The organism is Mesorhizobium sp. B2-5-11 (assembly GCF_006440835.1).
In the GTDB taxonomy this organism is placed as follows: domain Bacteria; phylum Pseudomonadota; class Alphaproteobacteria; order Rhizobiales; family Rhizobiaceae; genus Mesorhizobium.
This window is the reverse complement of the sequence record NZ_VFUK01000002.1, coordinates 326359-339571: the sequence shown is the minus strand read 5'-3', so window position 1 is coordinate 339571 and position 13213 is coordinate 326359. Positions and strand designations below refer to the sequence as shown.

The 13213-nt window shown below is 64.7% G+C and carries 12 protein-coding genes; 2 read left to right on the top strand and 10 right to left on the bottom strand.

Annotated features, from left to right (window positions below; translation table 11 throughout):
• Positions 1 to 27: 27 nt before the first annotated feature.
• The gene (locus tag FJ490_RS08810) at positions 28 to 819 is read right to left on the bottom strand and encodes an ATP-binding cassette domain-containing protein (protein WP_246672613.1); all 792 of its coding nucleotides are present in this window, start codon (positions 817 to 819) and stop codon (positions 28 to 30) included.
• A 219-nt stretch (positions 820 to 1038) separates the two neighbouring features.
• Between FJ490_RS08810 and FJ490_RS08805 the strand changes: the two genes are divergently transcribed.
• Positions 1039 to 1713, top strand: coding sequence for an isochorismatase family cysteine hydrolase (locus tag FJ490_RS08805; RefSeq protein ID WP_140559240.1), 675 nt, complete (start codon positions 1039 to 1041; stop codon positions 1711 to 1713).
• 99 nt (positions 1714 to 1812) lie between these two features.
• On the opposite strand, the gene FJ490_RS08800 is transcribed toward FJ490_RS08805, so the two are convergent.
• Together FJ490_RS08800 and FJ490_RS08795 are read right to left on the bottom strand one after the other, a co-directional pair.
• Positions 1813 to 2760, bottom strand: coding sequence for an LLM class flavin-dependent oxidoreductase (locus FJ490_RS08800; RefSeq protein ID WP_140554811.1), 948 nt, complete (start codon positions 2758 to 2760; stop codon positions 1813 to 1815).
• 137 nt (positions 2761 to 2897) lie between these two features.
• Positions 2898 to 3053: a hypothetical protein gene (locus FJ490_RS08795; protein ID WP_140492547.1), complete on the bottom strand. Its 156-nt coding sequence runs from the start codon at positions 3051 to 3053 to the stop codon at positions 2898 to 2900.
• A gap of 292 nt (positions 3054 to 3345) precedes the next feature.
• Between FJ490_RS08795 and FJ490_RS08790 the strand changes: the two genes are divergently transcribed.
• The gene (locus FJ490_RS08790) at positions 3346 to 4113 is read left to right on the top strand and encodes an SDR family oxidoreductase (protein ID WP_140728674.1); all 768 of its coding nucleotides are present in this window, start codon (positions 3346 to 3348) and stop codon (positions 4111 to 4113) included.
• Between the two features lie 42 nt (positions 4114 to 4155).
• On the opposite strand, the gene FJ490_RS08785 is transcribed toward FJ490_RS08790, so the two are convergent.
• From FJ490_RS08785 to FJ490_RS08750, 7 genes are all read right to left on the bottom strand, one after another.
• Positions 4156 to 5100, bottom strand: a complete 945-nt coding sequence (locus FJ490_RS08785; RefSeq protein ID WP_140524643.1) for an ABC transporter permease — start codon at positions 5098 to 5100, stop codon at positions 4156 to 4158.
• A complete protein-coding gene (locus FJ490_RS08780; protein WP_140728673.1) occupies positions 5097 to 6152 on the bottom strand; it encodes an ABC transporter permease in 1056 nt (351 codons plus the stop codon). The genes FJ490_RS08785 and FJ490_RS08780 overlap by 4 nt, the downstream gene beginning before the upstream one ends.
• A complete protein-coding gene (locus tag FJ490_RS08775) occupies positions 6152 to 7642 on the bottom strand; it encodes an ABC transporter ATP-binding protein (protein WP_140728801.1) in 1491 nt (496 codons plus the stop codon). Before FJ490_RS08775 ends, FJ490_RS08780 begins: the two co-directional genes overlap by 1 nt.
• A gap of 259 nt (positions 7643 to 7901) precedes the next feature.
• Complete coding sequence (locus FJ490_RS08765; protein ID WP_140492560.1) at positions 7902 to 8933, bottom strand: BMP family protein; 1032 nt, start codon at positions 8931 to 8933, stop codon at positions 7902 to 7904.
• A gap of 150 nt (positions 8934 to 9083) precedes the next feature.
• Positions 9084 to 10289 carry a 3-oxoadipyl-CoA thiolase gene (gene pcaF, locus FJ490_RS08760; protein ID WP_140492563.1) on the bottom strand — a complete coding sequence of 402 codons (1206 nt, stop codon included), beginning with the start codon at positions 10287 to 10289 and terminating at the stop codon, positions 9084 to 9086.
• Positions 10290 to 10488: 199 nt separating this feature from the next.
• The gene (locus FJ490_RS08755) at positions 10489 to 11787 is read right to left on the bottom strand and encodes an FAD-binding oxidoreductase (protein WP_181165198.1); all 1299 of its coding nucleotides are present in this window, start codon (positions 11785 to 11787) and stop codon (positions 10489 to 10491) included.
• A 2-nt stretch (positions 11788 to 11789) separates the two neighbouring features.
• On the bottom strand, positions 11790 to 13163 hold the full coding sequence (locus tag FJ490_RS08750; RefSeq protein ID WP_140728800.1) for a glutamine synthetase family protein: 1374 nt from the start codon (positions 13161 to 13163) through the stop codon (positions 11790 to 11792).
• Between the last annotated feature and the right edge of the window lie 50 nt (positions 13164 to 13213).

Genomic DNA, 13213 nt, shown 5'->3' with positions numbered 1-13213 from the left:
GGTCTCCCCCGCCGTGGCGCTGAAGCGTCACTGGACGTAGCCGACGGGCTGGCCTGTGACGGGGTGCGCGAACACGCCCATCTCGACCCCGAAAATGCCCTTGAGCACATCGCCTTGCATGATTTCGCCGGGCGTGCCGCGCGTCAGCAGCCTGCCGTCCTTCAGGGCAATCAGCTCGTCGCAATAGCGCGCCGCCATGTTGGGATCGTGCAGCACCACGACGACGCAAAGGTCGCGCTTGCGGCTGAGATCCCTGACCGACCCAAGCACCTCGACCTGATGGGCGATATCGAGCGCCGAGATAGGCTCATCGAGCAGCATGACGCCGGCATCCTGCGCCACCAGCATGGCGAGCCAGGCGCGCTGGCGCTCGCCGCCCGACAGCTCGTCGACCAGCCGGTCGGCAAAGCCGGCCATGTCGGTCAGGGCCAGCGCCTCCTCGACATGCCGTCTGTCGTCCTGGCCGAAGCGGCCGAGCGCGCCATGCCAGGGATAACGTCCGAGCGCCGCCAGCTCGCGCACGGTCAAGCCGGTCGCCGCCGGCGTCGTCTGCGGCAGATAGGCAAGCGCCCGCGCCAGTTCGCGCGCACCCCACTGGGCCAAAGGCCGCCTGGCGAAGGTGATGGCGCCAGAGCTTGCCGGCTGCTGGCGCGCCAAAAGCTTGACCAGCGTCGACTTGCCGGACCCGTTGTGGCCGATCAGCCCGTAGACGCGCGCGCACTGCAATTCGAGCGAAACCGGACCGAGCAGCGTCCGCTCGCCCACGGCAAAGCGCACCGCGTCTATGTGGAAAGCAGTCTGGGTGTCAGTTCCGGTCAAGGTCCGTCTCCAGTACGGCTGCGGGCATGTCATCAATCCGGTTTTCGGCAACCGTGCCCGGTTGACTATGAAACATGACTTTACTAGTCAACAATTAAGTTGAGTTTTTGCATCAACAAAACACCGTGACGCCTGATGCCGCTTCGAATTTCAGGCAACGAAGCGTTTCCGTGAAGCGATGAACCGCTCTAAGGTCTTCGCTGAAACAGGAAACCGCGCATGATCAAGGCGACACCCTTCGACTTTCCCTATGACGGCAGGCTGGTGGCCGAGAACACAGCGCTGGTCGTGATCGACCTGCAGCAGGATTTCCTGTCGACGACGGGTTACTTCGCCAGGAAGGGATATGATCCGTCGCCGTTGAGAGCGATCCTGCCCGCGGTGAGCCGGCTGATCGCCGCTGCCCGCGAGGCGGGCGTCAGCATCGTCCATACAAGGCAGGGCTACCGGGCCGACATGGCCGACATGACGCCTTACGAGAAATGGCGCCGCAGGCGGGCCGGCCTCGACGGCACCGAAATCCTGCTTCGTTCGGGTCCGGGTTTTCAGATCGTTCCGGAGATCGACGTCGCGCCGCGGGACATCATCGTCGACAAGACCTGCAACGGCGCCTTCACCTATACGGATTTCGAGCTCGTGCTGCGCGCGCGAGGCATCACGCATCTTCTGTTTTGCGGATGCACTACGGATGTCTGCGTGCACACGACGCTGCGCGAAGCCTGCGATCGCAACTTCCAGTGCTTGACGATCTCTGACGCCTGCGCCAGCGGCGACAGACGGGCGCATGAGGCGGCCCTTCACATGGTGACGGTCGAAGACGGCGTCTTCGGCGTGCTGGCGGATTCTGGTGCAGTCATTGAAGGCCTGTCACGGCTGGGTAACAAGGCGCGTTAAAGGATTAGGTACCGCAGAGCAGCCTCGCACGTCATAGACACGGCAGGATAGCACCCTCCGGCAGGCCAGAGCGGTTGGAAAGGAAAATTTCTCCGCAGTTCAGCCCGTTGCCCGTGTTTCCAGTCCCGTGCGCTGCGCGAAAGCCCCATGCTGGAACTCGCCGCTTTCACGCCGCGCCAGCGAATTGCGCAGCAGCGCGATCGTCTCGCGGCCGACTGTCGCGATCTCGCGCGGCGTGTCGACACCGACGATCATGAATTCATCGATGCCGAGAGCCGCGTAAGCAAGCAGCGACAGGGCGGCCTGGGCCGGCGGACCGGAGACATCGACCGCCTTGTGCCCTGCCGAGGAAATTCCCCGGTGGATGCGGACCGGAAGGGCGAAGCGTAGTCTGGCGGCCCGGCCATGTTCGGCGGCGGCGCCGCGCACACGCTCCATCAACTGCCTGACATCGTCGATCGAACCGGGCGCCAGTTCGAAGACGTCGGCATGCCGGCCGGCCACTTTCAGTGCCGTGCCGGACTGCCCGCCCATGCGGATGACGAGGTCGGCACCATGAGGCCCCTTGCGCGGAACATAGCCGCCCTTGATGCTGTAGAACGCGCCTTCGTGGTCGAAAGGCCGCTCGTTCGACCATAGCCGCTTCAACAGAACCAGATACTCGTCGATGCGCTGCCAGAGGACACCGTGTCCGACCGGACGCGCTTCGGCATCGTCGTCGCTTAACGGCTCGCTGATCATCCTGAGCGCCAGGCGGCCGCCGCTGCGGGCGTCGATCGAGGCAAGCTGCCGCGCCGCCACGGTCGGTTCGACCACGCCGGCCCAATGGGTGAGGACCACTTCCAGCGACGAGCTGCGGTCCAGCACCTGGGCGGCAAGATCCATATTGGTCAGCAGGCCGGCCGGATCGTCGACGACGAGGTTGCGGAAACCGCCATCCTCGATCAGCGCCAGCCTGGTCGCCGTCTCGGCAAAGTCGTAGAAAAAGGAAACTGCGCTATCGGCAGGATAGGTCTTGCCGGGCACATGCGTGAATTCGATCGGCATTGCCATCTCCTCCATCTCTGGAATCACGGATGCGGTCAGATACGAATCAATGGCGCACGCGAAAGCGCACCGGGATCCGGTTCATTCAACTCCGATTGCCTGAAGGCGGTGGGTCGTCAGCCTGGCCGGACCACGGCTCAGGGAATGAGGCCCAGAACAACAGCCCCGGTGAACACGAACGCAAGGGCAAAGACGACATAGGCGAAAGCACCGGCATAGGCCGGGCGGAAGCTCTGGGCATTGGCCAGCCTCTGGCCGCTGCTGCGGGTCTCGGTGTTCTGCATATAGGACATGTCGACCTCCGTCTCGCCGATTAATCTATAAAAGTTGTAGACTTTGTCGATTGCTATTTTTCGGCCATGCGCAGAATTTTTTTCTAACAGCGCCGTGAGAACTGGCGCTGAGTTGCTGCAGAGCGGCATCGGCGTGATCGACGGACATGGCAGCGTCGGTTTCACTTCCGGCGCTCGACGGCACTTCACTTGCCGATCCATTCGTGCATTGGCCGCCCCGCGCGGGCAGGATAGCATCGCGGCAGAGCGACAATGCGAGATCGTCCAAAGGACATTTGGGAGGAGCAAGGAAATGGGAGCAAGACTGGCCGGCAAGGTCGCCATCGTTTCGGGCGGCGCGACGGGAATGGGCGGGGCGGCCTCGGAACTGTTCGCGGCGGAAGGCGCAAAGGTGGCGATCATCGACCGCAATGGCGAAGCGGCGGCAGCCACCGCCGCGGCGATCCGGGCGCGCGGCCAAATCGCGGAGCATTTTGTCGCCGACGTTTCCGACGAGGCGCAGGTCGAGGCGGCCGTGAAGGGCGCGGCCGAGAAGTTCGGCGCGGTTACCGTCCTGTTCAATCATGCCGGCACCATCGTGATAAAGCCGTTCCTGGAGACCAGCGTGCAGGAATGGGACGGGCTGCATGCCGTCAACGTGCGCTCGATGTTCCTGATGACCCGCGCCGTGCTGCCCGGCATGATCGCGGCCGGCGGCGGCTCGATCGTCTGCACCTCGTCGATCTCGGCGGTGGCGGCGACGCCGAACGAAGTGCTCTATGACACCACCAAGGGCGCCTGTCACATGTTCGCGCGCGCCATCGCCGTGGAATTCCGCGACCGCAACATCCGCTGCAACGCCGTCTGCCCCGGCTTCATCCGCACACCGCATGGGCTGCGCGAGGTCGCCGATCTGGGTAAGCTCGGCGTCGATGTCTCCGACGCGGCGTTGGCCGCACAGCAGGGGCGGATCGGCGAACCGGAAGAGGTGGCGAAGGCGGCGCTGTACCTCGCCAGCGACGAATCGAGCTTCGTCAACGGGGCCCATCTGTTCGTCGACAATGGTTTTACCGCGATGTGAGGTGTCCCAAGGTCCAGGGTCTTCGTCCCAAGCCCTACTCGTCTATCGTTCTTCCCGTCGAAACGGCTTCAGCAGCGCCGACGGCGCCACCGCGTTGCGCGACATCACCGCCATGGCGACGATGGTGAAGATGAAAGGCAGCATCAGGAACGCCTCGTAGGGAATATGCCCGAGACCGCTCGCCTGCATGCGCAACTGCAAGGCATCGACAAAGGCGAACAGCAACGCCGCTCCCGCCGAGCGCCACGGATCCCAGCGGCCGAACACGACCAGGGCGATCGCCACCCAGCCGCGCCCCGAGACGACCCCGAAGGTGAAGGCGTTGAACTGCGCCATCGACAGAAAGGCGCCGGCCAGCCCCATCAGCGCCCCGCCGAGAATGACCGCCTGGAAGCGGGTGACAATGACGCTGACGCCGGCGGAGTCGGCGGCGCGCGGGTTTTCGCCGACCATGCGCACCGACAGCCCCCATGGCGTGCGGTAGAGCACGAAGGCGGCGATCGGGATGGCCAGGATCGCCATGTAGACCAGCGCGAACTGGTTGAACACCGCCGGCCCAAGCACGGGAATCTCGGAGAGGACCGGGATCGGCAGCGTCTGAAAACCCTTGATGCTCGGCGGCACCGATTGCTGGCCGAAGATCAGCCGGTAGAGGAAATAGGCCAGACCCGACGCAAGCAGCGTCACGCCGATGCCGCAGACATGCTGGCTTAAGCCCAGCGCCACCGTGAACAGCGCATGCAGCGCCCCCATCAGCATGCCGGTCAGCACCGCCGCCAGGACGCCCAGCCATAGGTTACCGCTGAGGCTGGCGGCGGTGAAGCCGGCCATTGCCGACAACAGCATGATGCCTTCGATGCCGAGATTGAGCACGCCGGCGCGCTCGGAGAACATTTCGCCAAGCGTGGCGAAAGCCAAGGGCGTGGCGATGCGGATGATGGCGGCCAAGAAGCCGACCTGGAAGATCTGTTCGAACACCGCGCTCATTGGGCGGCTCCGACGCGGCGGATGCGATAGGCGGTGAACAGCAGCGCCACCAGCATGGCAAGCAGTGCCGTGCCCTGGATGACATCGCTGAGGAAGGCCGGCACGCCGGTCGCGCGCGACATCGCCTCGGCGCCGGTCATCACGGCAGCCAGGAAGATTGCCGCCGGCACCACGCCGAGCGGGTTGAGCCGCGCCAGCATTGCAACGACGATGCCGGAATAACCGTAGCCCGGCGAGATGTCGCTCATCACCTGAAAATGCACGCCGCCAACCTCGCCGACGCCGGCGAGCCCGGCTAGCGCCCCGGACAGCAACGCCGTCGAGAGCAGCACCCGCTGGACATTGATGCCGCCATATCTGGCCGCTTCCGGATTTTCGCCGGTGACCCGGATCTGGAAGCCGAGCGTGGTGCGCACGATCAGGAACCAGATCAGCGGTGCCGCGATAAGCGCCACGATGACGCCGAGATGCAGCCGCGTGCCCTCGATCAGCACCGGAAAATTGGCCGAATCCTCAATCGGAGGCGAGATCGGATAGCCACTGAAACTATCCTTCCATGGCCCTTCGATCAGCGCCATCAGCGCGTAATAGATGACCGAATTGAGCAGCAGCGAACTGACGACGTCGTCGACCTTGAATTTCACCCGCAGCGTTGCCGGCACGAGCGCGACGGCTGCACCGGCCGCGGCGCCTGCCACTGCCATCAAAAGCATGGCGAGCGGTCCCGGCATCGGGATCGCGCCGACGAAGCAGCTCGCCACCGCGCCGGCAAGCAGTTGCCCTTCGGCGCCGATATTCCAGAATTTGGCGCGGAAGGCGACAGCCACCGCCAGCCCGGTGAAGATCATGGGCGCGGCGCGCACCAGCGTTTCGGTGATCGCATAGCTGTCGCCGAGCGAAGCCGTGAACATAACGCCGTAGGATTCGAGCACGCCGGCGCCGGCCAGCGCGATCAGGCCGCTGCACAGCACCAGCGCGGCACCGATCGCCAGCAGCGGCAATGCGAGGTTGAACCAGGCTGGCGTCGAGCTGCGGACTTCGAGTCGAAACATCAGCTATGGCCCTCCGCCCCGGTCATCAGCAGCCCCAGCCGTGCGATCGTCGCCTCGGCGCTGGGAAGCGTGCCGGCGATGCGGCCCTCATACATCACCGCGATGCGGTCGCAGAGCACGAGCAACTCTTCCAGATCCTCGCCGATGACGATGATGCCGCAGCCCTTGGCGCGCATGTCGAGGAATTTTTCATGGATGAAGCGGGCGGCTCCGATGTCGAGGCCGCGCGTCGGCTGCGAGACGATAAGCACCTTCGGATCGAAGGCGAGCTCGCGCGCCAAAAGCGCCTTCTGCAGATTGCCGCCGGACAGGGCGCCGGCGCGCGTCATCGGCCCGGGGCATCTGATATCATAGGCCTTGATCTGCGCCTCGGCGAAGGCGCGGATCGCATCCGGCTTGAGCAGGCCCTTGCTGCTGAAAGCGGCGGTGCCGATGCGCGGCAGCACCATGGAATCGGCGAGCGGCAAATTGGTGACCAGTCCCGTCGTCATGCGGTCTTCCGGGATGCGGCCAAGGCCCAGCGCCTGCACCTCGCGCGGCGAGAAGCGAGACACTTTCTGTCCCGCAATCGTCATCCGACCGGCATCGGGGGCGCGCACGCCCGAGATCACCTCCGCCAGTGCCCGCTGGCCATTGCCGGAGACACCGGCAATGCCGAGGATCTCGCCGGCGCGCACGGAAAGCGACACATCGCGCAGCGCCGTGCCCGAATGGCTCGAGGTGGAAATGCCGTCGAGAGTGAGCACCGCTGCCCCCGGTGTCGACGGCCCCTTGGCCGGCGGCACGATCTCGTGGCCGCACATCAGTCGCGCCATTTCCGCCGACGTGGTGTTGGCCGGATCGTCGACGCGGCCGGCGACGCGGCCATGCCGCAGCACCGTGCAGCGATGGGTGAGCGCGCGCACCTCGTTGAGCTTGTGCGAGATGAAGATGATGCCCAGACCCTGCGCCGCCATCGACCGCAAGGCCGAAAACAGCCCGTCGACTTCGCTCGGCGCCAGCACCGCGGTCGGCTCGTCGAGAATCAGCAGTTTTGCGCCGCGAAACAGCGCCTTGACGATCTCGAGACGTTGCTGCTCTCCGACAGACAGCGCCGAGACCGGCAGGCTGGGATCGAGTGTCAGCCCGTGCTGGCGGCTGATTTCAACCAACCGCGCCAGTCCGCCGGCGCGGTCGATCCGCCCGGATTTGCCTGGTATGCCGATAAGCAGGTTTTCCAGTACCGTGAGCCGTGGCGCCAGGTGAAAATGCTGGTGCACCATGCCGATGCCGGCGGCCAGCGCATCGGCCGAACTGGTGATCCGCACCTTCCGGCCCTGGATGAGGATCTCGCCGGCGTCGGGCGCATAGGCGCCGAACAGCACGTTCATCAGCGTCGTCTTGCCGGCGCCGTTCTCGCCCAGCAAGCCGAGGATCTCGCCGGGCGCCACGCTGAGGTCGACGGCTTCGTTCGCCTTGACGGCGCCGAAGCTCTTGGTGATGCCGTGCATTTCGATGAGCGGGGCGGGCGTCGGCAAGAGTACTCCTGATCGGATGGGCTTACGATTCGGCTTGACCGATAGGGATGCGCTGCACCCCCCTCTGGCCTGCCGGCCATCTCCCCCTCAACCGGGGAGATCGGATGTCACCCCTCGGCTTTCGCCAATTCCCAATTTGACTAGCCGGCGAAGCTGCCAATCTCCCCCTTGAGGGGGAGATGGCCGGCAGGCCAGAGGGGGGCGCTTAGCACCAACTCCTAAAGACCAGAACTCAATCCGAAACCGGTGTGTTCTCGTCCACGTCGACGCGGAAATTGCCTTCGAGGATTTCGGCCTTCTTCTTCTCGACCATGTCCTTGACCTCGGCCGGCAGCGTCTTGTCGAACTTATGGTAAGGCGCCAGGTGAGAACCGCCCTTGGCCATGCGCGAGAAATCGCCATAGTCCTGCGCCGTGAAGACGCCGGCCTTGACCAGTTTTATGGCTTGTTCGACGGTGGGATACATATCCCAGACCGGGCCGGTAATGACGGTGTCGGGGCCAAGGCTCGACTGGTCGGACATATTGGAGATGGCGTAGATCTTTTTCTCCACCGCCGCTTCGATGACACCGAAGCGCTCGGCATAGATGACGTCGACGCCGGCGTCGATCTGAGCGACGGCCGCCTCCTTGGCCTTGGGAGGATCAAAGAAGGAACCGATGAAGGCGACCTTCTTCTTGATGTTCGGATTGACCTCCTTGGCGCCGGCGAAGAAGGCGTTGACCAGCCGGTTCACTTCCGGAATGCCCATCGCCGCGACGGCGCCGACCGTGCCCGACTTCGACATCTTGCCGGCGATCATGCCGGAGAGATAGGCGGGCTCGTGGATCCAATTGTCGAAGACGCCGAAATTGGGCTCCGCCGGCCCGGCGCCGGAGCCGAACAGCCAGGCAGTCTTCGGGAACTGCTTGGCGGTGCGGCGCGATTCACGCTCGGCGGCGAAGGCATCGCCCAGCACCAGTTCATAGCCGCCCTGTGCATATTCGCGCATGACGCGGCTGAAGTCGGCGGTCTGCACCTTCTCCGACCATTTATACTCGATGCCGAGTTCCTTCTCGGCCTTCTGCAAAGCGACATGGATCTGGTTGTCCCACGGCTCCTCGATGGGCGTGGCGAAGATCGCCGCTACTTTCAGCTTCTTGTCCTTGGCGAAGGCGGCGCCCGGCAGCATCGCCGCGGCCAGGCCAAGCGCGCCCAGTTCCAGCACGTTGCGCCGCGAAAGGCCTTCGCGCGTTGAATGAGATTTGTTCTTCCGGTTTTCCATTGCAGTCCCCTCTGTTCGACAGCCGTGTCGAGCCGGCCGTTCTAAAAATCAGACGAGGAACTATGGAACGGGTCCGGACTTTTGTCCACATGGTCAAATTTGGCAGATCGATCATATCCACTCTCCTGGACTAGCCGGGAGAGCGGTTGTTCAGACCCGTTCGAGCGCGATGGCGATGCCTTGGCCGACGCCGATGCACATGGTCGCCAGCGCATAGCGGCCGCCGCGTTCGCGCAGCTCCAGCGCCGCCGTGCCGGAGATGCGCGCGCCCGACATGCCCAAGGGGTGGCCGAGCGCTATGGCGCCGCCATTCGGGTTGACGTGCGGCGCATCCACCGCGATGCCGAGCTGGCGCAGCACTGCGATGCCTTGCGAGGCGAAGGCTTCGTTGAGCTCGATGACATCGAACTGTTTTGGCGTCAGGCCAAGCCGCGCGCACAGTTTTTGCGTCGCCGGCGCCGGGCCGATGCCCATGATGCGCGGCGCGACGCCGACGGCGGCCCCGCCGAGGATGCGGGCGATCGGCGTCAGGCCGTATTTCCTGGCCGCCGCTTCCGAAGCGACGATCAGCGCCGCCGCCCCGTCATTGACGCCCGAGGCATTGCCGGCGGTCACCGTGCCGCCTTGCCGGAACGGCGTCGGCAGCTTGGCCAAGGCCTCTATCGTGGTGCCAGCGCGGGGGTGCTCGTCCTTCGAGACGACAACCGGATCGCCCTTGCGCTGCGGAATGGTCACCGCGGTTATTTCCTTGGCCAGCCGGCCATTGGACTGCGCGGCGACGGCCTTGTCCTGGCTGCGCACCGCGAAAGCGTCCTGGTCCGCGCGGGAAACCGAAAAATCCTCGGCGACATTTTCGCCCGTCTCCGGCATGGAATTGACGCCATACTGACTCTTCATCAGCGGGTTGACGAAGCGCCAGCCGATCGTGGTGTCGTAGATCTCGGCATTGCGTGAAAACGCCGTCTCGGCCTTGGGCATGACGAAGGGCGCCCGGCTCATCGATTCGACGCCGCCCGCGATCATCAGCTCGGCCTCGCCGGCCTTGATTGCACGGGCGGCGATGGTCAGCGCATCCATGCCCGAGCCGCACAGGCGGTTGACGGTCGAGCCGGGGATTTCCTTCGGCAGGCCGGCCAGCAGCAGCGCCATGCGCGCCACGTTGCGGTTGTCCTCGCCGGCCTGGTTGGCGCAACCGTAGACAACGTCGTCGACCGCCTGCCAGTCGACGCCGGCATTGCGCTCGATCAGTGCCTTCAGCGGAATGGCGCCGAGGTCGTCGGCGCGTACCGAGGACAGCGAGCCGCCAAAGCGGCCGATCGGCGTACGGATATAGTCGCAGATATAGGCTTCGGCCATGTCAGTCAGCTCTCCCGTTTCCCTCATGCGCCGCCTTGGTGCGACGCGTGCAGGTCGCGCAATGTCGTAGCTCGGTTCGCTTGGCGCCGACATTTCGTCAAGCGCCTGCGCGAACTTAACCACCCAGCCACAGCTCTCCTGCCCCTGCTGGCGAATCACGCTTGGATGCAGCGCCACGATCAGCGGGTTGGCCGCGAGCTCAATGCTTCATCCGATCCCTCATCGCATACCACAGCATTCCCAGCACATAGAGCGGCCCGCGCAGCGCCGTGCCTCCGGGGAAGGGCATCGGGGTCAGCGTCGAGAACAGGTCCAGCCGCGAGGCGTCGCCGGTGATGGCTTCGGCGAGCAGCTTGCCCGACAGGGTCGACAGGATGACGCCCTTGCCGGAATAGCCGTGCGCGTAATAGACCTCGCCATAGTGCCCGACATGCGGCAGTCGCGACGTCGTCACCGACACCAGCCCACCCCAGGCATGGTCGATCCGGCAGCCCTTGAGCTGCGGGAAGGTGCCTTCCATGTGCGGCCGCACGAAACCGGCAATATCGGCCGGCGGCGACGGCGTGTAGCGCTCGCCGCCGCCGAACAGCAGGCGACCGTCGGCCGACATGCGGTAATAGTTGACGACGAAGCGCGTGTCCGACACCGCGACATTGGCAGGAATGACGTTGCGGGAGCCCTCCAGCGGCTCGGTGGCGACGATGTAGTTGCCGACCGGCATGATGCGGCTGTTGACGCGCGGCTCCAGCCCATTGAGCAGCGCGTCGCCAGCCAGCACGACATGCTTTGCGCGCACCGATCCTTTTGACGTCGAGACCCGGATCGAAGGCTCGCGCTCAAGCCGCACGGCCACCGAATTCTCGTGGATGACGACGCCGGCCGCGCTTGCAGCGCGGGCAAGCCCGAGCGTGTAATTCAAGGGATGCATGTGGCCGCCGAGCGGCTCGTACATCGCGCCGTGATAGGGCGTGTCGACCTTGGCCCGGGCCTGCGCCGCCGACAGGATCTCGAGGTCGCGGAATTTCATCACGCTCTCGAGGCATTTCGCCTCTTCCTCCAAATCCCTGAGATCGGAGCCGTTGACCGCGCCGACCAGATGGCCGGTCAGCCTGAGATCGCAGTCGATCGTATGGCGCTCGATAATGTCGAGCACCAGGCTGCGCGCCTCGAAGGCGAGATCGAACAGCGCCTTTGCCCGTTCAGGCCCATAAAGCTTGACCAGGCCCTTGGCGCCCTTGCGCAGGCCGGGGATCATCTGGCCGCCATTGCGGCCCGAAGCGCCCCAGCCAATCTTGCCGCCTTCCAGCAGCACCACCTTCAAGCCGCGTTCGGCGGCGTGAAGAGCGGCCGACAGACCGGTGCAGCCGCCGCCGACGACCACCAGGTCGGCCTCGACATCGCCGATAAGTGCCGGATGGTCCGGCGCCGGATTGGCGGTGGCGACATAGTAGGACTTGCCGATGTCGAGACCGGAATTGAAACCCGTTGAAGATGCCATGATCACACCTTCAAGAGCAGGTGGTCGCGTTCCCAGCTCGTCACCACGCTCTGGAACAGGTCGAGCTCGACGCATTTCACGCGCAGATAGGTCTGGAAGAAGTCCTCGCCGAGCAGTTTGCGCACCGGTTCACAGGCCTCGAAACGATCCAGCGCCTCCTCCATCGTTTTCGGCAGCGTGCTCTTGATCTTGTAGGCATTTCCGGATGCTTCCGCCGAGCGCGCCAGCTTCTGTTCGACGCCCAGATAGCCGGCCAGAAGCGAGCCGGCGATCGCCAGATACGGATTGCAATCGGCACCCGGCAGCCGGTTCTCCACCCGCCGCGCGGCGCGCCCGCCGGCCGGCACGCGCAGGCCGCAGGAACGGTTGTCATGCGACCATTCGATGTTGGCCGGCGCGCTGTGGTTTGGTCTAACGCGTCGGAACGAATTCACGTTGGGCGCGAACAGCGGCATGATTTCGGGAATGTATTTTTGCAGGCCGCCGATGAAATAACCGAACATCGCGGTATCGGCATCATCGCTGCCGGCAAACAACGTGTTGCCGGCCTCGTCGATGACTGACATGTGCAGATGCATCGAGCTGCCGGCCTGTGCGGCGATCGGCTTGGCCATGAAGGTCGCATACATGCCGTCTTGCTGGGCGGCTTGGCGCGTCAGCCGTTTGAACAGCAGCACCTTGTCGGCCAGCGGCAGCGCGTCGCCATGCAGGAAGTTGATCTCCAACTGCCCCGGTCCCGATTCATGAATCAGCGTATCGAGCGGCAGTCCGGCCGCCTCCGCATAGTCATAGACGCGACGGACCACCGGTTCATATTCCTCGAGCGCCGCCATGTCATAGGGATGCTGCACGGCCTCGGCGCGGCCATTGCCGCCGGTCGGCGCGGTCAGCGGCTTGTCGGGATCGGGATTGGGCGCGGTCAGGTAGAATTCGAGCTCCGGCGCCACTACCGCCCGCCAGCCGCGCTGCCGGTAGAGATCGAGCACGGCGCGCAGAACATGGCGCGGCGAGCCCATCCATGGCCGGCCGTCCATGTGGAAGGCGTCGGCGAAGACGTAGGCCTTGCCAGCGCCGGCGCCCGGCGCCAGGCAAAGCGTCGAGACATCGGGCACCATGCGCATGTCGGGGTCCGAATACGCAAAACCCTCGTCGATGGAACCGGAATAGCGCCCGTCTATGCTGACCAGGAAGGCGCTGCTCGGCAGATAAAGCGCGCGGTCTTCCAGCGCCGCGAGGAATTTTGCCGTCGGCAGCGCCTTGCCGCGCAGCACGCCGTTCATGTCGGGCACCAGGCATTCGACCTCGTTGATGCCGTGCTGCGCCAACCATGCCTTGGGATCGCTGAAGGGCGCGGTATTCGTGTTCTTCTCAAGCATTTCGTTCAAGTCCGTATCAGAGAGAGTATGGCTTGCGCGGCCACGTTCTG